Source organism: Synechococcus sp. HJ21-Hayes (assembly GCF_024345835.1).
Classification (GTDB): domain Bacteria; phylum Cyanobacteriota; class Cyanobacteriia; order PCC-6307; family Cyanobiaceae; genus Vulcanococcus.
The window spans coordinates 61,579-77,598 of the sequence record NZ_JAGQBW010000008.1 but is presented as its reverse complement, the minus strand read 5'-3'; the positions used below and the strand labels follow the sequence as shown (position 1 = coordinate 77,598).

Here is a 16,020-nt window from a genome sequence, read left to right as displayed (position 1 = left end):
ATGAGCCTGAACTTCATTGCTGTCTTCCAGGTCCTGATCAGCGGTTCTTCTTTGGCAGAGGGATGCCAAGGTCGATTGCGATCAGCTCAAATCCCTTCTCATTCTTGAAAGGCTCAATCTCTTCTTGTAACCGTTTAAGTTTGACCTTTTCCCAGGTTGAGCTTGAGTCGTGATGCTCTCTGATGAACTCTTGGGACAGCGTGTAGAACTCGGGCTGCTCGGCACCAGTGCTGCCATCGTTCTTGCCGTAGAAGTTTCCGATGTTTAGGAAGGCAACGATCAAGTAGTCGAAGGCGTCTAGGCTTCTCTCCTTCACGGGGAAACCCCGATCGCAGTCCGTTGCATAGCGACTCTTGACCTGCACCCGGATCTGCGCCTTCTCCTCGGGTCCTGGCTGATGCCGTGGATCGGGGTGAATGCTGATCAGGTCATAGCCCTCATTTCCTGGTGGTGCTTTGTAGGTGAGGATGTTTCGGCGCATCAGGTGCCCCATCACCAGGTACTCCGAGCCGGCAGTCACCACCGGCAACCGGAGCCAATCATTGCGTCCCGTCGCCATTGCCCTTCAACTGCTGCCAACAGGATCCACGAGTGGCCCACGGAGCGCCAGGGCCTGACGGGCACTCACCTCCTGTACTCCCGCGAACTGACGCCAGGCCGTGACTCTGCGGCTAAGGCATGCATGTGCTGGAGGCATCAGCATTGGGTCCGCAACCCGCTCAACCTCGTGGCTGTCTTCCTGCGTCCACCTCACATGCTCGAGTGGATCACCGAACGAATCGGCACGGCGGTCACACCCGAGCAGGCCCAGGCAGCTTTCGATGGGCTGGTCCGTCGGGGTGCGCTCAGGCCCTGGCTCGATGGTCTCTGGGAGCTGGAAACCAGCGACCCGGAACTCTTGCGGTGGCTCCTTGGCCTCGACGTTGGTGGCGCACAGCCCCAGGAGAAGTCCTCGTCGCCCTGAGTTGTCATCGCAGCGTTCCTCAGCCGGCAGAAGCCATCGCCCGCTCCTCCAGCAGGTCTTCCGCCTGGGCCCGCTGCAGATCCAGCCGGGAGATTCGGTAGCCCAGCCGCCTGGCCGTCAGGATCAGCTCCCCGCGGGTGCGGCACTGGCGCAGGGCACGCCGCAGGGCTGGATCCGCCTCGGCGTCGGCCACCAGTCGTTCCAGCTCAGGCCAGCTCATTGGCGCAACCCACCGGCACATCGAGCATCGCTGACCCACACAGCCGTCGCCAGGGTCCGCAGGCCACAGCCAGGCCCGTCCTAGAAGAACTGACCGCTGCCGCACCAGCCAAGGGTCCCGGCAGCGCTGTGCCAGTCCCAGCTGACGGTGAAGGCCTCCAACCGCAGGCCCAGTTGCCCTGCGACCGCAGTCGGCCTGTTGAGCTCAGGCCCATGGCGCCCCATCCAGTGGGCTTGCTCCGGGCCTCTCCAGTCTGAGGCCCTCCTGGCGTCGGGCCTCCACTGGGATCGGTCCCGTCGCTGCGCCGCTCTCGGCGCCGATCGTCATGGCCATGCTCACTGCCAGCGCCTCGTCTGTTTCCCGCTCCCCGTTCTGCCGGCCCGAGGAAGATCCGTTCCTGCTGCTCGAATCCACGCTGCGCTCGATGGAAGAGATCCTGCGCCGGAGCCGAGGGCTGCCGCTGCGGCGCACCTGGATCGAGCAGCCCTATGGCGAGGAGGAGATCACCCTGCTGGAGGAGGAGGTGATCCCGGCGATCCAGCAGTGCCTGGCGCGTGTCGAGGAGCTGGATCAGCGCCTGCAGGCCCAGCAGGAGGCCGAGATCGCCCGCATCGAGGCCGAACGCATGGCTCAGCTGGATTTGGTGCAGGCCTGAGCCCTGCTCCTGATCCCAGCTGGGGGGCTCCGGCCCCCTGGCTGCCCTCAGGGCTCAGTCGGCAGCGAACACCAGGGTGCTGAGCGGCCACCAGCCGCCGCCGCCCTCGTCGTAGCCGAGTTCCACCATCGGATCCTCGGGGCCGCTGGCATCGAGGCTGAGCACCGTGGCGCCGGTGCTGGGGCTGATGACGTCCCGCCAGCAGCGCACGCCGATCGCAGGCAGGGGTGTGGGGCTGGTGGTCATGGCTCAGGGGCTCACCATCACCCGGTTGCCAGCGCCGCTGTTGCTCACCGCCACGAACTGCCCTCGCTGCGGCGACCAGCAGATCGAGCGCCAGCCCACATCAGCCGCAGAGCTGCGCACACTCCAATTGAGGCCATCGGGGCTGGTCATCACCCGGTTGCCGGTTCCGCTGCTGGCTACCGCCACCAGCAGTCCCCGCTCTGGCGCCCAGCAGAGGGAGGTCCAGGCGTTGTCGGCGGCCGAGGCCCGGCTGGTCCAGCTGATGCCATCGGCAGAAGTCATCACCCGGCTGCCCTTGCCGCTGCTGCTCACCGCCACCAGCAGCCCCAGCTCCGCTGCCCAGCAGAGCGCCATCCACGTGTTGTCGGCCGCGGAGCTGCGCAAGGTCCAGAGGCTGCCATCGGGGGAGGTCATCACCCGCTGCCCGTTCCCGGTGCTGGCCACGGCCACGAACAGACCCAGCGGCGGTGCCCAGCACACCGCTCGCCAGTCCTGATCGGCGGCGGCAGGGCGCGCGGTCCAGGTCAGGCCATCGGGGCTCGTCATCACGCGGTTGCCCGTGCCGCTGCTGGCCACCGCCACAAGCAGACCGCGCTCGGGAGACCAGCAGATCGAGGTCCAGCTGTTGTCCGCCGGGGTCGGCCGCGCCGTCCAGCTGAGGCCATCCGGAGAGCTCATCACCCGGTTGCCGCTGCCGCTGTCGGCCAGGGCCACGAACAACCCCAGCTGAGCGGCCCAGCAGAGCGCCACCCAGCTGGTTTCGGCAGCAGCCGCTCGAAAACTCCAGCGGAATCCATCGGCGGAGGTCATCACCCGGTTGCCCGTGCCGCTGTTCGCCACGCAGGAAAAAAGGCGCAGCTCCGGCGACCAGCACACCGCCTGCCAATTGTTGTCCGCCGCGGAACGGCTACTCGCCCAGAGGATTCCGCTGATCCCCAGCACCGGCGCCGGGCTCAGCTGCTCCGCCAGCGCTGATGCCGGCAGCTGGTAGGTGCCGGTCTGCGGGCCGCTGGGTCGGGTGATCGCCAGCCGGTCATCGGGATGGAGCGTCATCAGGGGGCTGCTCAGGGCAGGGCCGGCAGGCTGCTGATGTCCAGGGGCATGTAGTTGCCGGCCGGCTGGGTTGCGGTCAGTGCCTCCGCCAGCTGGTCGGCATCCACCACGGCTCCGGCCGTGCCTCCGCTGATATCCGCGGCACCAGCCAGCCGCACCACCCCGGCCGCTTCCGTCGTGGCGGCGCTCACGCCGATCAGGGGCTGGGCCGGATCGCTCTCGTCCACCGTCACCGGTGCCGCCCCATGGACCCGCACCACCCCAACGCCATCAGGGCCCAGGGCCGCATTGGCACTCCAGTTGCTGCCATCAAAGAGCAGCAGATCCCCTTGGCTGATCGCGTCCCCGCCGATGCCACTCCAGCTGGCCAGGGCCACCCCAGACGCACTGGCCAGGTAGACATCGCCCACCGCCGCATCGGCCGGGGCGTCTGTCGTGGTGGGGTCGATCGCGCCCTTGTAGAGCAGCGCGCCGGGGAGGTCGGCATGGAGGGTGCCGTCGGCGTCAACGCTGAGGTTGGTGCCGGGCTTGATGCCACCGACCGCCGCTGGGGTGGCGGGGGTGAGCATGTAGGCCTTCACCTGCTCGGCCGTGGCCTTGTGGGCGGTGGTTCCCCGCTGCACCAGCAGCAGGTCGGTGGGCTGGGTCGTGGCGGCTGGGGTGGCCGCGGTGGTCGTGACGGTGCTGGCCATGGAAGAGCTGGAGAGAAGTGGGGAATGGGTCGGCCCCGACTGGGGCCGCGGTGGTGGTCAGGGCGGCAGGGGGTCGAGCAGTTGCAGATCGAGGTGGAGGCTCACCACGCCCTCCCGCTCGCTGCTCACCAGTGGTGGCTGGGCCTCCACGGCGCTGATGGCGTCCTCGGGAGCAGGGGGCGGCGGCGCAGTGCCCTGCCACTGCGCCTCCCCCAGAAAGACCACCCCTTCGAGCCGATCAGAGGAGGTCATCGGGCAACTCCAGCAACGAAGTGCCCTCGGCCCCGGCGTTGGCATGGAGGTCGGTGGCCTGCTCCACCAGCTCCGCCTTGGTCATGCCGCCATCGAGGCTGACGCCATAGGTGGCGGAGCAGAACGCCACGATCTCGGCCTTGGTCATGGCCTGGAAGTCCGGGGCCTGCTCGGCCAGCAGCGCCTCACCGGCCGCCGGATCAGGAGCAGGGGGAAGCTCCACCAGTAGTTCCTTCAGCTCCACGGGTACGGGCTCTGCGGCAGGAGGGTCCGGTTCCGTCGGCACCGGGTCTGGATCTATCGGCTCCGGCGTGGACGGTGGGGCGGGGGTGAGCAGCTGCCAGCCCAGGGACTGCCAGCCGGCCAGATGCACCGGCCAGATCGAGCGGGTTGCGCCGTCCTTGCCGATCAGCAGCCGGGAGGGCAGGGGATCGAGCTCCTTGCCTGATGTGTCATCCAGCAGCAGCACCGAGCGCTGCTCCCCGCCCGGCGGGTTGGGCGTGGCGAGCTGCTGGCTGGGCTCCAGCGGCGGCAGCAGGTCCAGGGGCAGCGGCTCCGCCATGGGCAGGGGAGCACCACCGGTGAGAGGGGCTTGGCTCATCGCGGCACCTCACAGCCCCTGAGTAGCGGTGAGCGCCACCAGCATTCCCTCCGGGGAGCTGGGGGATACCAGGGCGCGGGCCAGGCGGATGCAGGGTGGCTCGGCGGTGCCGGCATCGGCCGGGTTGGGCAGCAGCCCCTGGCCGGCGATCGTCGCCTCCACCTTGCCGCCGGCGGCCGGGATCGCCACGGCGGCAGCCGTGATCCAGGTGCCGGCGTTGCCGTCAGGGAGCAGCGGCGCCAGCTCCAACGTCACGGTCACCGCCTCGCTGTGGCCCGGGTGGGAGGCCACCAGCACGAAGGAGGTACTGGTCTCGAGGTCGGTGCCGAGGTTGATGATCTCGCCGCTGGTGCGGATGTGCTCGTAGCAGTCGGTGGCGGAGTGGTTGATCCAGCCGACGAGCACGGTCTGGGCATCCAGCAGCCGGGTGGCCTGGGTGGTCATGGGGTCTCTCCTGCAGTGGGGTGGTCGATCAGTGCTTGGTGCTGCGCTCGGGTGCGGCTCAGGGGGTGGCCAGCGGCATGGGGGCGACGTTGTACAGCCGGGCCGCGGCCTTGCGGTCACACACCGCAAAGCCCACGTACCAGTCGATGCGGGTGCGGAACACCGGGGCGTCATGCACCTCCCCAAAGTCCCGCACCGCGATGCCATACCGCCCCTCGAAGGGCCCCTGCAGGCCGCAGACCGCCGCATCGCCCAGCACGCAGCAGTAGAGGGAGGTGCTGTCACCGGGTTCGTCGTAGCCGAGCACCGGATGGCCCTCGGCGTCGTCCTCCACCAGCAGGAACTCCACCCCCTCGAAGAAATGCCGCCCGTCGATCACCTCGTAGAGGTCACCGCCGGCCTGGCGGGAGGCGGTGCTGAGCTGGCGGCGGGCGGCCTTGCTGCCGATCAGCACCTTGTCGCCGCCGTAGCTCACCACGCTGTCGATCAGCGCTTCCACCGCCAGCAGGTTGAGGGTGCCGCCGCCGTTGTCGATCGTCTGGGCCTCACCCGGCACCAGGCGCTTGCTCAGCCCGTTAAAGGCCCGCGGATCGAAGGTGTCGTCGCCATTGATGATCGCCGCCTCAAGAGTCAGCCGCATCGAGCGCACCTTCATCTCGGTTTGGGCGGCACGGGCCTCGGGGCCCTGCAGATCCACGATCGAGCGGTCCACATCGAGATCACCCCCGAAGAGGTGCACGAACTCGCTGTCGTTGTGGATGACGCCGTAGCTCTGGCGGTAGCCCTCATTGACCGCCCGAAAACCCACCCGCGGCAGTTTCACCTCGGCGGGGAAGGAGAGGGAGCCGCCGATCAGGTTGCGGAACGGCAGACGGCGCAGCAGCTCCCCTTCCGAGAAGGTCTTGAGCACGGCCAGGCGCTCAACCCGCTTCTCGTACTTGGCTGCCTCCAGCAGGGTGAGGCCCATGGTCACTCCCGGGGCCTGGCCCCAGACACATCACCTCCTGTTGCCAGGTCCTGGAGGCGATCAGGTTCTGCGCCGCACCACCAGGAGCAGCTGAGCCAAGGGGATGCCGATGGCCAGCACCAGCTCACGCAACATCGGGCCGTTCCCCACGGCGAGCACCGCATCGAGAACAGTTCCCGTCCCAGCCCAACCGCATCCATCCTGGGGAAAGTGCAAGCGAGGGATGGTGGCGCTGATGCGTGAACGGCTGCGGTGCCACCCTTCCGCGCTTGGGAGGTGCCACGGTGCCTGGTCGGCCTGGGGGATCGCCGCGATGGCGACCCTGCTGATCGGCGCCGCCCCCAGCCGCGCCGAACCCTGGAAGGACTGCGCCTACAACGACCGACCGATCCCCTGCCGCGACAGCCACAGCAGCGACGGCAGCGTGCGGATCGTCTGGAAGGACGGCAAGGCGATGACCTACCGCCTGATCCAGGAAGGCTTCCCCCTCTCCACCCTGCGGGACAGCCTGGGCGGGCTGTGGGAGCGGGAGATCTACGTGCAGGGCAATGCCGTGTTCACCAACAAGGCCAACAGCAACCTGATCTTTGTGCCGTTGCGACCAGAAACCAACCGGCCATGAATGACCTCGACGCCTTCCTCCGTTGGAACTCCGGCCATCTGCTGGAGAACCGCACCCGAGGCGCCTATGCCGAGTGGCTGGTCCACCGGGCGTTGGTCCTCGATCCCGGGGAGCACCGCATCGAGTGGGCGGATGTGGATGTCACCGATGGGGAAATCACCCTGGAGGTGAAGTCGGCGGCCTATGTGCAGTCGTGGCCGCAGGCAGGGCCCAGTGTGATCAGCTTCCCGATCGAGCAGCGGGTTGCCACCGCCTACGTCTTCTGCCTGCTGGCGGAGCAGAACCCCGAACTGGTGGATCCTCAGGACCTCAGCCAGTGGCGGTTTTGGGTGGTCCCCATGAGAAAGCTGCATGAAGGACGCAAATCGATCGGCCTGCAACCGCTGATCCGGGCCTTTGGGCCAGGCATCAGCTACGAGGAGCTGCCGGCCTGCATCGAGGCGCTCCGCGCTTGAAGCCCGCGGCCGACCAGAGCCGCCGCCGTCCCAGACCTTCCGTGCTAGTACAGGCGTACGCATCGAGGGGCCGCATGGGAATGGCTGGGAGTCGGGGGTCCTCATCGCTGGGGCAGCGGCTCGATGCCCCGATCGAGGAATGGCCCTATCTGGACGGTGAGGTGCTCGTGCCGGCGCGCAGCCGCAAGGTCTGCATGACCTGCCATTGGTTTCGCCACCACGCCGGGGTGAACTGCATCCCCCTGCTCACCTGTCAGCTGCACCAGGGGCTGATCGCCCAGGGCGAGCACCTCACCAGCCGCTGCCAGGGCTGGACCGACGACATGGTGCGCCAGCAGGGCTGGGCACCCGAGGTGGCCTGAGCCGGGCATGGCGACCAGCAAGCGTCCGCCCCTCTCCCCCAAGGAAGGCTGGCTGAGCGATGGCCGGCAGGTGCTGCAGTTCAAGCCAGTCCACTGGGATCGCTGGGCGCAGCGGCTGGTGCTGATTACCGGAGAGCTGCTGCCGGATCAGCCGGTGCCGCTGCTCAAACACCGCAAGGAGCTCACCCGTGAGCAGGCGATCACGCTCTGGCGCCAGAAGCGGCAGGAGGGGTGGCGACCCTGTGAGCCGCAGTGGTGAGCCGGCAGCGGCTTGACGTACTGAGACCACGGGAAGGAAGGGTGACTACATGGGTAAACACCCGACCAGGAGTTCACCAACTGCTCCCGCAACCGGTCGCTAGACGAAGTCTTCCGCGCAGCGGTAGGGCCCTCAGCACAGGGGGCCCTTCCCTTTGGGAGAGCACACCCCCACAACAAAGCCCGGAGCGTTGGCCCCGGGCGTTTGCCTGCTCAGCCGTGGTGCCTTCCCAAGGGGGTCGGGCGCAGCTGCGCGGTCGGTTGATCGTTTGCAGATCAGGGTGTCTTCAGTTGTGGTCGGAGCTGCCGGCGCTGGCACCTGGGGCCAGGTGTCAATCGGGACGTTCCGTTGGGTCCGGGGCACCTGTGGCGGTGCAATGGACGGCGACTGGCTTGACACGCCAGGAACGTCAGAGATCCGTCGAGAGTGTTGGAGCAGGGGCCGGATCGTCAGCGCACTCCTGACTGGTGCTCAGGGGGGGTGTCTTCCATCGATGGAGCCTCCGAATCCCGTTGCAGCCACGATGGATCCGGCGGCTTGAGACAGCAAGAGCGGCGGCGGAATCAACATCCCTCGTTACCAGCGGCAACGCATCGTCATGCGGGGCTTCTCGCCGCAGATGCTGCAGGCCAGAGAGGGCTGATCCAGCCCCTGCCCCACCGGCGCTCAGTGGATCGGCTACGCGCAGCCCTCCTCATGGTCCGGGCGGCCTCAAGGGCTGCGCGAGTCAGCCGGACTGTGGCGTTGGCTCCGCTGCGCTCCGCATGTCGGAGGGGGCTGCCCCTTGACCCCGCCCGGCCTGCTTCGGGGTCTCCGCTACGCCTGCCATGGCTACCGCAGCCCGGATCCGCGCCTTCCAGCTCCTCAGCTCCCGCACCCTGGAGCTGCTCTGCGAGGAGGCCTCCGCCCATCTCCCCACGCCCCTGGAGCGGCTGGAGCGCCTCTGCGCCGATCTCCTGTTCGATCGGCAGCGGCTCAATCCGCCGCTGGTGAGCTCGTTCCCCGAGAGCGAGCTGCCCTTCTGAGGGGCAAATCCTTTGGGCCCTTCGCCCCGGCTGCGGCCGGGGCTCTCTTTTTGCCCGCAGCCCGGCTGCCGGTCGCCGCCGCTGGCAACAGGGCTCAGCAGAACCCCAGCCATGACCACCCCGATGAGCGCCGAGCGGTTCGAGGACCGCTTCCGCTTCTACAAGGGCCAGCCCCAGCAGCACCAGGGCGTACAGGAGCTGCATGAGGCGATCAGCAGCACCAACAGCGCCGCCGAGATCCTCGATGAGCAGGCCACCTGGGCGGTGACCTTCAGCTCGGAGCCGCCGTCACCCCCCGCCAGCTCGGGCGGGTTGGATCCGCGAGGTTCAGAGGAGGCCGGCATGGCCGGGCCGCAGAAGGCCGCACCGGTCAAACCCGGCGACTCGTACCTGCTGGTCAACGACCGCGACGAGGACATGGAGGCGTTTGATCACACCGGCACGTTCCTGTGGAAGGTGCCTTGCCTGGCGCGGGGGCAGGGTGCCGACACGGACTGGACCCGCACCAGCACCGACACCCCGCCAGGGCTCTACAAGCTCGGCCAGCTCTATCCCGACTACGAGCAGAACCCGAATCCGCCCTGCAGCGATACCGCCATGTCCTATGGCTGGTTCAGCTTCGACATGGTCGAGCTGGAAAACCAGGAGGTGACGGTCGGTCGGGCCGGGATCATGCTCCACGGCGGTGGATCAGCTTGCGGCTGGCCCGGCGCCTGGGCGGCGAATCAGCAGCTGCTGCCGACACTCGGTTGCGTGCGGCTCCACAACATCGACCTGCGCGACAAGGTGCTGCCCCTTTACCGGAAGGGCACCGTCTACGTCGGGGTGTTCCAGGAGCATTGAGCCGTGGCTGGGCCACCGGAACCGGGGCGCCAAGCCGAGCGGTCTGGTGATCACCCGCAGGCGCAAGCCGATGGCGGGGGCTCCACCAGTAGCAGAGATGGCTTCCAGCGCGAGCGCTTCCTGCTGCGGCTGGTGGCCGTGATCCTGATCGCCGAGGTGCTGCTGTTCACCCTCGCGTCTGCCGCCTGCATCGCTCTGGCACAGCGGCGGCCGCTGCCGGAGACGAGCCTCTGCCACCGGGTCGACAGCAGCCTCGAGGCGGCCTTCGCGGTGGCGCTCAACACCCTGCTCGCCCTGCTGGGGGGCAGAGCGGTCGGTGAGGCCACGAAGTAGCCAGCAGCAGCGGGACCCGCCTGGCATCCGCTCGATCGGTCCGCGTCAGGCGAGAAGGCTGGCGTGGATCAGCGGGGCCACGTTTTTCAAGGCAGGTGGGTCTGTCGAGGCAGGTGGATCGGATACGGCCTGGCCGCCTGCTTGTCCTTGCTCAGCTTGGCCTCCTCCTGCGTCGGGGCCGTGGGTCGCGCGTTCTACGCCAGCAGGCCATGGCCCGCACCCGTTCCCAGGCCGATGCCCTCTTTCAGCAGTTCCTTCCCCTTGCCGATGCCATCGCCCGCAGCTTCTTCCGCTCCGGCTCCCAGGTGATCGAGTTCGAGGATGCCCGGCAGGTGGCCCGCATGCAGCTGTGGCTCTCCTGCCACAAGATCACCGATCCGGTCACTGCCCCCGCCTATCTCAGGGCCACCATCCGGGGCGCGATCCTCCATCACTTCCGCGATCACGGCCGCACGATCCGTGTCTCCCGCCGGGCCCATGAAGCTGGTGCTCCCTGGCACATCGCCAGCCTGGATGCCCCCACTGCCACCGGCGTTCCCCTGCTGGAGTGCATCACCGCCGCTGAGGTGGAGCACCAGCCCGAGCTGGATCCGCAGCTGGTCGAATCCCTCCTCGATCGGCTGCCCGCCCAGCAATCCGCCGCCATCCGCCTCTGCATCCTGGGTGGCCAGTCCTTCCGGCAGGCGGCCGCGGCTCTGGGCATCAGCCACAGCTCGGTGTCACGTCTGCAGGAAAGGGCGCTGGCCACCCTGCGAGCGCAGATGGCCTGAGCGCCAGTGGGGCCGGCCTCCCGGCCCCCTCATTCAGCAGATTGCGATCTGGTGGAAGAGGCTCTCGGGCCCAGGGTCCACCTGGAGCCAGGAGCTGGTCTTGTGCATCCAGCCGCGACTCCACCCGCTCACTCCCGCTCGGGGTTCCGCGGCACCAGCCGGGTTAGCCAGGCCCGGCGCCAGGCATGGCAGCCATGGGGTCTCAGGGGTGTAGCAGTGCTGCCGGCTAGAGAGCCGCAACGCGGCAGACCGCATTCCCTCGACGGATGAGCCGCAGATGCTGACGGCCTGGGGAGAGCACTTCTCGGGTTGGCCTGGCGCGGTGAGCACCAAGCGGATCGTGCACCGTTGCCTGGTGGAGCACTGCTGGCAGGCCCGGCGCGGAACACGGTCCTCAGCATTCCCCACGTGCTCGGGCCAGCCCTGCGCGCGCGGGGAGCTGGGCCGGTGTTCTCCGCACCAAGCCAGCCATGGCAGCACCCCAAGGCCCCATCTGCGAACTCCGTCTGCTCATGATTCACCGCTATGAGCCAGGCACCATCAAGAGCGGCAGTCTTCCCGTAGCGGTCGAGCACCTCGGCCGGCGCGGCAAGCCCGTCAAGAAGATGCGGCTGATCCCAGCCGAGAAGGCGTTCGCCTTTGCCCGCAAGCTGCAGGGCACCCCCGGCTGCACCGTTTCGGTCTGCTGAGCCCCGCGGGCTCAGGCCCGGCCCTGCCTGGGGCCGGGCCGTCCTGCCGCTTTCAGAGCCAGTGCCGATAGCGGCTCCGCTGCCGCCTGGCCTGCTTTTTGGATTGTGCGGACCCGAACTGAGGGCTGCTGCCGTCCCGGCGCCGACGCACCCACACGCCCCTGCGGATCAGTTGGGAGTCGGCGGCATTGGCGCGGCGGGCAGCCGTGACGGAGCCGTAGCCGCGCTTCTGTTTGGCCAGGGCCCGATGTCTGGCCTGGCTGGCGCTGGCGGCAGGCACCACCGTTGCAGTGGATCGATTCCGCCAGAACACCAGGTACCAGGCCATCGCACTCGGCCTCAGTTGCGCGCCGGTACCCGTGGGGTGGTGGAGCGCATCGCCTCCATGTACAGCTCCCGGGTGCTCATCGATTGCAGGTTCACCGGCACCCCGGCGCTGTCGTAGCCGCCCTCGGCGGTCGACTGATAGAGCCCGCTGCGCTGCTGGAACAGGAAGCTGTACACCGGGTGGCGGCGCAACTCCTCCACGTAGTCAGTCGCAGAGAGCGCCACACCATCGAGGGCATAGGGCTGTCCGGCGGCATCGATCGGCTCCAGCCGTTCCTTGCCCTCCTGTTGGCTGAGGCGGAACTGACTGCCGCAGAGCTTGCAGAAGGTGTCAAAGAATGTGCTGCGCTCATCGCCGCCCACCCGGCCTTCTGCATCCACGAACAGGCGTTCAAGCAACCGCTCCTTGCGCAGGCTGAGCGACTGCTCGCGGGCGTCATCGCGCTCCTTCTCCACCGCCTGGACGCGGCGGCGGTTGGCGTTGTTCAGCTCCTGCTCGCGCAGGTTCCACTGGCGTTCCTGCTCCTCCCGCTTGCGTTCGCCCTCCTGCAGACGGGCGTACTCATCGGGGTTGATCTCCGAGAAGCGGGCCAGCTGGGCGCGGGCTTTGCGCAGCTCTTTCTCGAGCTGGTTGCTGCGGCGTCGCTCGGCCCGCAGCGGATCCGCCCCGGGGATCGGAGCCGTGCCAGCCGGGGGATCGTCGCTGTCGCTGCTGCCGGGGGGCTCGGGGTCATCGGTGGCCAGTGGAGCCTCGTCGAGCTCGTCGTCCTCCAGGGGAGCCATTTCGGGCTCCTGGGGCGGTGCAGCGGCGGGGCCTTGGTTGGGCTGCTGCTGGAGCTGGGGCTGGAAGGCGCCGGTGTCGGCGCCGAATCGGTGGAGAGAGGAAGAGGGCATCACCCATCACGGCTGTGGTGCTGCGGGCGCCCCGTCCGGGCTGCGCTCGCTCTCCCTGTTGCCAGGCTGGGAGCAGACAATGGCGCCTGGGTTTCACGCAGACAGCCATGGCCTCCGGCATCAAGGTCACCTCCAACCCGGATCGAGCGCAGCTGGAGAGCCTGGGCGTGACGGGCTGGCCCACCTGGGGCTGTGAGGTGAGCACCTTCCCCTGGACCTACGACGAGCAGGAAACCTGCCTGCTGCTGGAGGGTGATGTCACTGTCACCCCGAATGGTGGGGAGCCGGTGCGCTTTGGGGCCGGGGATCTGGTGGTGTTGGACGCCGGGCTGAGCTGCACCTGGGACGTGCACGCCCCGGTACGCAAGCACTACCGCTTTGGTTGAGCGTTGCCGCCAGAGTGGAGCTGATGCAGACACCGCCTCGCCCCACGCCCCGTGAGACCACCGAGGCGATGGTGCGCAACATCGGCCGGGAGCTGGTGGACATCGAGCAGGCCATGGGACGGTGCCGGGGCGATCTCGTCGCCGAGCCGAAGCTGACGGGCACCTGGATGGCCCACCTGCTGATCTGCAGCAAGGAGCTGCTCCATAACCTGCTGATCGACACAGCCCGGCGGCCGCAGCGCATCAACGCTCCGGAGTGACGGGCCGGGTCCAGCGCCGGTAGAGCCAGACCCCGCCGCCGCCCCACAGCAGGCTCCAGAGGCTGAAGGTGGCGGCGGTGCCGAGCTGGCCGCCCTCCAGCGAATAGACCCCGGCGTTGATCAGGCCGGCATCGATGAGCGAGCCGCCGATCCCCCAGCACAGCACCCAGCTGAACAGGAAGCCGATGGCCTGGAGGTTGCCCTAATGGGAGCGGAGATGCAGCGGTGGCCATCAAAAACCCCCGGGGTTGCCGGGGGTGATGGGTGCTTTAGCTGAGCGGGGGCTCAGAAGCAGAAAGGCAGGAACTGGGTGCGGCAGGCGGCATAGCCATCCACCAGGGCGCCGAGACCGATCTGGTGAGCAATGCCGGCGCCAGTGAGGCCTTCCACAACGATGCCGATCACGATCCCGAGCATGGCGGCACGGCCGTTGAACAGTTCAACGCGCTTGAGCTGCTCCATGTGGATGAGCTGCTCAGCCCGGTGCTGGACCCACTGGCCGTTGGCGGGGGTGTTGGTCATGGAAGCTCCGGAGCGGTGGGAATGGGGCCGTGGTCGTGGGCGAACGGTTCAGGCGGCCGGTCGGGGCTGCAGCAGGGCGCCGGTGATCCAGGCGCCGATCAGCATCAGGGCGAGAAGGCCGGTCATCGGTTGGTGGTGGGGGCGAGGTCGCTGGGGCGGCTCAGCACGAAGACGGTCATGCCGGTGAGCAGCACCACGAGGGCGACGACGGCTGTGATGGCAGGGGTGTAGTCGGTGCTCATGGGATCAACCGAGCCCGATCTGCTGAAGGATGCCCTGGCCGGTGAGCAGCTCGGTGGCGAGGCCGATCACGAAGCCGAGCATGGCCAGACGGCCGTTCCAGGTCTCGGCGAATTCAACAAACCCGAAGCGGGGAGTGGGATCAGCCATGAATGTTTCAGTCCGTTACGAGAACTGTAACGGCATGTGAAGCGACTGGGCCATGGCGGGTTCCCGCATGGGTGCCTGAGTGGCGGGGGCCCTGCACCAGCCGTCAGTCCAGGGTCTCCACCACCTCTTCCAACGACGGCGCCGAGCGCCGGGACGGCAGATAGATCCACTCCCCTGCCGGCAGCGGCGTCGATGGCAGATAACCCGGAACCAGCAGCTCCAACCCTGCAGGAATCGGGGTGGTGGACCGGTACGCGGGCAGCAGCAGGGTGGTGCCAGCCGGCAGCGGTTCCTCGCTGGGCCAACTGCTCAGCTCCGGGTTGAACTGGCGCAGTAGGGAGAGGCTGAGGTTCTGCCCAGCCGCCACGCTGCTCAAGGTCTCGCCCTCACCGGTGACATAAGCCTCGCTCTGCTGCAGCAGCGGGTTGAGGCTGCGCAGCTTGGTTTCGGTAGTGCCATGGCGGCCAGCCAGCACCGCCAGCGAATCCCCATCAATGGAGGTGATGGTCTGGGTGCTCTCCAGCTGGGGGTTGATCCGCCTCAAGGTGGCCACGGTGGTGCCGTAGCGCTCGGCGATCAGGTTCAAGGTGTCACCAGCTCTGAGCACCAGCACGCTGTGGGGTCTGAGCACCAGCTGGATCGCTTCCCCCAGCAGCGGCTGCAGCAGCAGCCCGATGCCGCCTGGGCCATAGTCCGCCCCGAAATGCTGCACCTGGCAACCGGCGAACTGGGCCCGCCCACCTGATGGCAGACCGCCCTGAGGCGACAGCAGGGCCAGATCCCCCAGCCACATCGCCCCCTGGCAGGGCGCCTGCACTGTGCCCAGCAGCGTTGGGTCCCAGGGCAGCGGCGCTTCATCGCGGAAGCCGGGGGTGGCCCAATCGAGCTCGGCGGCCAGCCAGTCGAAGGTGTTGCTGGGGCTCACCGGCAGGATCGCTGCCCGGCACAGGTAGCCGCGCAGCAGCACATCGCCGGGGTCGGTGAGGGCGGTGTCGTTGTAGCCGCTGACAATGCCGCTCTGCTCCAGGAAGCAGTCGATCACATGGCGGCGGATCAGAATGGGGTTGCGGCTCTCGGGCCGGTCCACCTCGAACAGGCAGAGGCGGGCATTGGCGTAGGGCTGCAGCGCCAGCCAGAGAGGCGCGGCCACCGCGGGCTGAGCCACCCGGCTGTCGATCGCAGGGGCTGCAGCAGGAAAAGACACCAGCTGACCCCAAAGCGGCGCAGCGCGCAGGGGATTGAGGCCCTGGTTGAGCGGTGAGAGGGGCTGCTCCACCGCTCAACTCCGAACCAGTGATCCGCGGAAGGGGTCCGGGTTGCACTGGCGCCAGTTCTGCAGCCGCGGCAGCAGCAGCGCCAGCTGGCCGATGTGCTGGCTCCTCTGCTTGTTCAGCACCACCGCCGGTGACGGCCCCGCAGGATTCCACTCGCTTTCGGTTTCCTCGACCAGCAGCTCGGTGGCGTACTCCACGACCGCTAACTTGCTCAAAGGCAGCGGGTTCGGCACCACGCCACCGGCCACGCCTTTGCGCCGGCTGCGCACCGGGCTGTTCACCTCTGCCGGCGTCAGTGCGGCCAGCTGCTCATTCAGCGCCGCGATGGCATCGAGATGGCCCTGGGCCGTGCACACCCCTGTTGGGTAGTGGGTCTGCAGCTGGGCCATCTCCCGGTTCAGGGCCGCCAGGGCTGCAGCGGTGACCGGGATGGAAAGAGCGATGCGTAGGGCCTCGGCATCATCGGGGCGCCAGGTGCAGGTGGGTGGGGCGGGCTGGGGCATGCCATCCCTTGC

General features: G+C 68.1%; 30 protein-coding genes. 13 read left to right on the top strand and 17 right to left on the bottom strand.

The window, feature by feature from the left end; translation table 11 throughout:
• Positions 1–37: 37 nt before the first annotated feature.
• Positions 38–559 (bottom strand): hypothetical protein, encoded by a 522-nt coding sequence (locus tag KBZ14_RS08110; RefSeq protein ID WP_255117819.1) that lies wholly within the window; start codon positions 557–559, stop codon positions 38–40.
• A gap of 168 nt (positions 560–727) precedes the next feature.
• Here KBZ14_RS08110 and KBZ14_RS08105 point away from each other — a divergent pair, with 168 nt between their 5' ends.
• The gene (locus KBZ14_RS08105) at positions 728–964 is read left to right on the top strand and encodes a hypothetical protein (RefSeq protein WP_255117818.1); all 237 of its coding nucleotides are present in this window, start codon (positions 728–730) and stop codon (positions 962–964) included.
• A gap of 19 nt (positions 965–983) precedes the next feature.
• Here the strand turns inward: KBZ14_RS08105 and KBZ14_RS08100 are convergent, their stop codons facing one another.
• Entirely contained in the window at positions 984–1,184 is a 201-nt protein-coding gene (locus KBZ14_RS08100; RefSeq protein ID WP_255117817.1) for a Nif11-like leader peptide family natural product precursor, read from the bottom strand.
• Between the two features lie 325 nt (positions 1,185–1,509).
• Between KBZ14_RS08100 and KBZ14_RS08095 the strand changes: the two genes are divergently transcribed.
• Positions 1,510–1,839: a hypothetical protein gene (locus tag KBZ14_RS08095; RefSeq protein ID WP_255117816.1), complete on the top strand. Its 330-nt coding sequence runs from the start codon at positions 1,510–1,512 to the stop codon at positions 1,837–1,839.
• A 54-nt stretch (positions 1,840–1,893) separates the two neighbouring features.
• On the opposite strand, the gene KBZ14_RS08090 is transcribed toward KBZ14_RS08095, so the two are convergent.
• Genes KBZ14_RS08090 through KBZ14_RS08055 form a run of 8 tightly spaced genes read right to left on the bottom strand, consistent with a single transcriptional unit; the run spans position 1,894 to position 6,310 of the window.
• Positions 1,894–2,085: a hypothetical protein gene (locus KBZ14_RS08090; RefSeq protein ID WP_255117815.1), complete on the bottom strand. Its 192-nt coding sequence runs from the start codon at positions 2,083–2,085 to the stop codon at positions 1,894–1,896.
• 3 nt (positions 2,086–2,088) lie between these two features.
• Positions 2,089–3,138, bottom strand: coding sequence for a hypothetical protein (locus KBZ14_RS08085; protein ID WP_255117814.1), 1,050 nt, complete (start codon positions 3,136–3,138; stop codon positions 2,089–2,091).
• 11 nt (positions 3,139–3,149) lie between these two features.
• A complete protein-coding gene (locus KBZ14_RS08080; protein ID WP_255117813.1) occupies positions 3,150–3,830 on the bottom strand; it encodes a hypothetical protein in 681 nt (226 codons plus the stop codon).
• Between the two features lie 57 nt (positions 3,831–3,887).
• Positions 3,888–4,082: a hypothetical protein gene (locus KBZ14_RS08075; RefSeq protein ID WP_255117812.1), complete on the bottom strand. Its 195-nt coding sequence runs from the start codon at positions 4,080–4,082 to the stop codon at positions 3,888–3,890.
• The gene (locus KBZ14_RS08070; protein WP_255117811.1) at positions 4,069–4,683 is read right to left on the bottom strand and encodes a hypothetical protein; all 615 of its coding nucleotides are present in this window, start codon (positions 4,681–4,683) and stop codon (positions 4,069–4,071) included. Before KBZ14_RS08070 ends, KBZ14_RS08075 begins: the two co-directional genes overlap by 14 nt.
• A gap of 9 nt (positions 4,684–4,692) precedes the next feature.
• On the bottom strand, positions 4,693–5,127 hold the full coding sequence (locus tag KBZ14_RS08065) for a hypothetical protein (RefSeq protein ID WP_255117810.1): 435 nt from the start codon (positions 5,125–5,127) through the stop codon (positions 4,693–4,695).
• A gap of 58 nt (positions 5,128–5,185) precedes the next feature.
• Positions 5,186–6,094 carry a major capsid protein gene (locus KBZ14_RS08060; RefSeq protein WP_255117809.1) on the bottom strand — a complete coding sequence of 303 codons (909 nt, stop codon included), beginning with the start codon at positions 6,092–6,094 and terminating at the stop codon, positions 5,186–5,188.
• A gap of 60 nt (positions 6,095–6,154) precedes the next feature.
• The gene (locus KBZ14_RS08055; protein ID WP_255117808.1) at positions 6,155–6,310 is read right to left on the bottom strand and encodes a hypothetical protein; all 156 of its coding nucleotides are present in this window, start codon (positions 6,308–6,310) and stop codon (positions 6,155–6,157) included.
• A gap of 97 nt (positions 6,311–6,407) precedes the next feature.
• On the opposite strand from KBZ14_RS08055, the gene KBZ14_RS08050 reads away from it, so the two are divergent.
• From KBZ14_RS08050 to KBZ14_RS08010, 9 genes are all read left to right on the top strand, one after another.
• Complete coding sequence (locus tag KBZ14_RS08050; RefSeq protein ID WP_255117807.1) at positions 6,408–6,716, top strand: hypothetical protein; 309 nt, start codon at positions 6,408–6,410, stop codon at positions 6,714–6,716.
• Positions 6,713–7,171, top strand: coding sequence for a hypothetical protein (locus KBZ14_RS08045; protein ID WP_255117806.1), 459 nt, complete (start codon positions 6,713–6,715; stop codon positions 7,169–7,171). The genes KBZ14_RS08050 and KBZ14_RS08045 overlap by 4 nt, the downstream gene beginning before the upstream one ends.
• An 80-nt stretch (positions 7,172–7,251) precedes the next feature.
• Positions 7,252–7,533 carry a galactose oxidase gene (locus tag KBZ14_RS08040; protein WP_255117805.1) on the top strand — a complete coding sequence of 94 codons (282 nt, stop codon included), beginning with the start codon at positions 7,252–7,254 and terminating at the stop codon, positions 7,531–7,533.
• A 7-nt stretch (positions 7,534–7,540) separates the two neighbouring features.
• The gene (locus KBZ14_RS08035; RefSeq protein ID WP_255117804.1) at positions 7,541–7,792 is read left to right on the top strand and encodes a DUF1651 domain-containing protein; all 252 of its coding nucleotides are present in this window, start codon (positions 7,541–7,543) and stop codon (positions 7,790–7,792) included.
• Positions 7,793–8,619: 827 nt separating this feature from the next.
• Positions 8,620–8,817: a hypothetical protein gene (locus KBZ14_RS08030; RefSeq protein WP_255117803.1), complete on the top strand. Its 198-nt coding sequence runs from the start codon at positions 8,620–8,622 to the stop codon at positions 8,815–8,817.
• Between the two features lie 111 nt (positions 8,818–8,928).
• Entirely contained in the window at positions 8,929–9,660 is a 732-nt protein-coding gene (locus KBZ14_RS08025; protein ID WP_255117802.1) for a L,D-transpeptidase, read from the top strand.
• Positions 9,661–9,663: 3 nt separating this feature from the next.
• Positions 9,664–9,993 carry a hypothetical protein gene (locus KBZ14_RS08020; RefSeq protein WP_255117801.1) on the top strand — a complete coding sequence of 110 codons (330 nt, stop codon included), beginning with the start codon at positions 9,664–9,666 and terminating at the stop codon, positions 9,991–9,993.
• 209 nt (positions 9,994–10,202) lie between these two features.
• Positions 10,203–10,763 (top strand): sigma-70 family RNA polymerase sigma factor, encoded by a 561-nt coding sequence (locus KBZ14_RS08015; protein ID WP_255117800.1) that lies wholly within the window; start codon positions 10,203–10,205, stop codon positions 10,761–10,763.
• A 470-nt stretch (positions 10,764–11,233) separates the two neighbouring features.
• Positions 11,234–11,452: a hypothetical protein gene (locus KBZ14_RS08010; RefSeq protein ID WP_255117799.1), complete on the top strand. Its 219-nt coding sequence runs from the start codon at positions 11,234–11,236 to the stop codon at positions 11,450–11,452.
• A 52-nt stretch (positions 11,453–11,504) separates the two neighbouring features.
• Here KBZ14_RS08010 and KBZ14_RS08005 read toward each other — a convergent pair whose 3' ends face one another.
• Both KBZ14_RS08005 and KBZ14_RS08000 read right to left on the bottom strand, forming a co-directional pair.
• Positions 11,505–11,780, bottom strand: a complete 276-nt coding sequence (locus KBZ14_RS08005) for a hypothetical protein (protein WP_255117798.1) — start codon at positions 11,778–11,780, stop codon at positions 11,505–11,507.
• Between the two features lie 11 nt (positions 11,781–11,791).
• A complete protein-coding gene (locus tag KBZ14_RS08000) occupies positions 11,792–12,673 on the bottom strand; it encodes a hypothetical protein (protein ID WP_255117797.1) in 882 nt (293 codons plus the stop codon).
• A 107-nt stretch (positions 12,674–12,780) separates the two neighbouring features.
• Between KBZ14_RS08000 and KBZ14_RS07995 the strand changes: the two genes are divergently transcribed.
• Together KBZ14_RS07995 and KBZ14_RS07990 are read left to right on the top strand one after the other, a co-directional pair.
• Positions 12,781–13,059, top strand: coding sequence for a cupin domain-containing protein (locus KBZ14_RS07995; protein WP_255117796.1), 279 nt, complete (start codon positions 12,781–12,783; stop codon positions 13,057–13,059).
• Between the two features lie 23 nt (positions 13,060–13,082).
• Entirely contained in the window at positions 13,083–13,319 is a 237-nt protein-coding gene (locus KBZ14_RS07990) for a hypothetical protein (RefSeq protein ID WP_255117795.1), read from the top strand.
• Here KBZ14_RS07990 and KBZ14_RS07985 read toward each other — a convergent pair.
• The 5 genes from KBZ14_RS07985 to KBZ14_RS07965 form a co-directional block, all read right to left on the bottom strand.
• A complete protein-coding gene (locus KBZ14_RS07985; RefSeq protein WP_255117794.1) occupies positions 13,303–13,485 on the bottom strand; it encodes a hypothetical protein in 183 nt (60 codons plus the stop codon). The genes KBZ14_RS07990 and KBZ14_RS07985 overlap by 17 nt on opposite strands.
• Positions 13,486–13,604: 119 nt before the next feature.
• Complete coding sequence (locus tag KBZ14_RS07980; RefSeq protein ID WP_255117793.1) at positions 13,605–13,841, bottom strand: chlorophyll a/b-binding protein; 237 nt, start codon at positions 13,839–13,841, stop codon at positions 13,605–13,607.
• Positions 13,842–14,087: 246 nt separating this feature from the next.
• Positions 14,088–14,231 (bottom strand): chlorophyll a/b-binding protein, encoded by a 144-nt coding sequence (locus KBZ14_RS07975; RefSeq protein WP_255117792.1) that lies wholly within the window; start codon positions 14,229–14,231, stop codon positions 14,088–14,090.
• A 103-nt stretch (positions 14,232–14,334) separates the two neighbouring features.
• Positions 14,335–15,507, bottom strand: a complete 1,173-nt coding sequence (locus KBZ14_RS15835) for a LysM peptidoglycan-binding domain-containing protein (RefSeq protein WP_255117791.1) — start codon at positions 15,505–15,507, stop codon at positions 14,335–14,337.
• A gap of 3 nt (positions 15,508–15,510) precedes the next feature.
• On the bottom strand, positions 15,511–16,008 hold the full coding sequence (locus KBZ14_RS07965; RefSeq protein ID WP_255117790.1) for a hypothetical protein: 498 nt from the start codon (positions 16,006–16,008) through the stop codon (positions 15,511–15,513).
• Positions 16,009–16,020 lie beyond the last annotated feature (12 nt).

Bases quoted from the DNA above. Each gene is read 5' to 3' on its own strand.
- KBZ14_RS08110 (WP_255117819.1), bottom strand. From the start codon at position 559: ATGGCGACGGGACGCAATGATTGGCTCCGGTTGCCGGTGGTGACTGCC.
- KBZ14_RS08100 (WP_255117817.1), bottom strand. From the start codon at position 1,184: ATGAGCTGGCCTGAGCTGGAACGACTGGTGGCCGACGCCGAGGCGGAT.
- KBZ14_RS08095 (WP_255117816.1), top strand. From the start codon at position 1,510: ATGGCCATGCTCACTGCCAGCGCCTCGTCTGTTTCCCGCTCCCCGTTC.
- KBZ14_RS08090 (WP_255117815.1), bottom strand. From the start codon at position 2,085: ATGACCACCAGCCCCACACCCCTGCCTGCGATCGGCGTGCGCTGCTGG.
- KBZ14_RS08085 (WP_255117814.1), bottom strand. From the start codon at position 3,138: ATGACGCTCCATCCCGATGACCGGCTGGCGATCACCCGACCCAGCGGC.
- KBZ14_RS08080 (WP_255117813.1), bottom strand. From the start codon at position 3,830: ATGGCCAGCACCGTCACGACCACCGCGGCCACCCCAGCCGCCACGACC.
- KBZ14_RS08075 (WP_255117812.1), bottom strand. From the start codon at position 4,082: ATGACCTCCTCTGATCGGCTCGAAGGGGTGGTCTTTCTGGGGGAGGCG.
- KBZ14_RS08070 (WP_255117811.1), bottom strand. From the start codon at position 4,683: ATGAGCCAAGCCCCTCTCACCGGTGGTGCTCCCCTGCCCATGGCGGAG.
- KBZ14_RS08065 (WP_255117810.1), bottom strand. From the start codon at position 5,127: ATGACCACCCAGGCCACCCGGCTGCTGGATGCCCAGACCGTGCTCGTC.
- KBZ14_RS08060 (WP_255117809.1), bottom strand. From the start codon at position 6,094: ATGGGCCTCACCCTGCTGGAGGCAGCCAAGTACGAGAAGCGGGTTGAG.
- KBZ14_RS08050 (WP_255117807.1), top strand. From the start codon at position 6,408: ATGGCGACCCTGCTGATCGGCGCCGCCCCCAGCCGCGCCGAACCCTGG.
- KBZ14_RS08045 (WP_255117806.1), top strand. From the start codon at position 6,713: ATGAATGACCTCGACGCCTTCCTCCGTTGGAACTCCGGCCATCTGCTG.
- KBZ14_RS08040 (WP_255117805.1), top strand. From the start codon at position 7,252: ATGGCTGGGAGTCGGGGGTCCTCATCGCTGGGGCAGCGGCTCGATGCC.
- KBZ14_RS08035 (WP_255117804.1), top strand. From the start codon at position 7,541: ATGGCGACCAGCAAGCGTCCGCCCCTCTCCCCCAAGGAAGGCTGGCTG.
- KBZ14_RS08030 (WP_255117803.1), top strand. From the start codon at position 8,620: ATGGCTACCGCAGCCCGGATCCGCGCCTTCCAGCTCCTCAGCTCCCGC.
- KBZ14_RS08025 (WP_255117802.1), top strand. From the start codon at position 8,929: ATGACCACCCCGATGAGCGCCGAGCGGTTCGAGGACCGCTTCCGCTTC.
- KBZ14_RS08015 (WP_255117800.1), top strand. From the start codon at position 10,203: ATGGCCCGCACCCGTTCCCAGGCCGATGCCCTCTTTCAGCAGTTCCTT.
- KBZ14_RS08010 (WP_255117799.1), top strand. From the start codon at position 11,234: ATGGCAGCACCCCAAGGCCCCATCTGCGAACTCCGTCTGCTCATGATT.
- KBZ14_RS08005 (WP_255117798.1), bottom strand. From the start codon at position 11,780: ATGGCCTGGTACCTGGTGTTCTGGCGGAATCGATCCACTGCAACGGTG.
- KBZ14_RS08000 (WP_255117797.1), bottom strand. From the start codon at position 12,673: ATGCCCTCTTCCTCTCTCCACCGATTCGGCGCCGACACCGGCGCCTTC.
- KBZ14_RS07995 (WP_255117796.1), top strand. From the start codon at position 12,781: ATGGCCTCCGGCATCAAGGTCACCTCCAACCCGGATCGAGCGCAGCTG.
- KBZ14_RS07990 (WP_255117795.1), top strand. From the start codon at position 13,083: ATGCAGACACCGCCTCGCCCCACGCCCCGTGAGACCACCGAGGCGATG.
- KBZ14_RS07980 (WP_255117793.1), bottom strand. From the start codon at position 13,841: ATGACCAACACCCCCGCCAACGGCCAGTGGGTCCAGCACCGGGCTGAG.
- KBZ14_RS07975 (WP_255117792.1), bottom strand. From the start codon at position 14,231: ATGGCTGATCCCACTCCCCGCTTCGGGTTTGTTGAATTCGCCGAGACC.
- KBZ14_RS07965 (WP_255117790.1), bottom strand. From the start codon at position 16,008: ATGCCCCAGCCCGCCCCACCCACCTGCACCTGGCGCCCCGATGATGCC.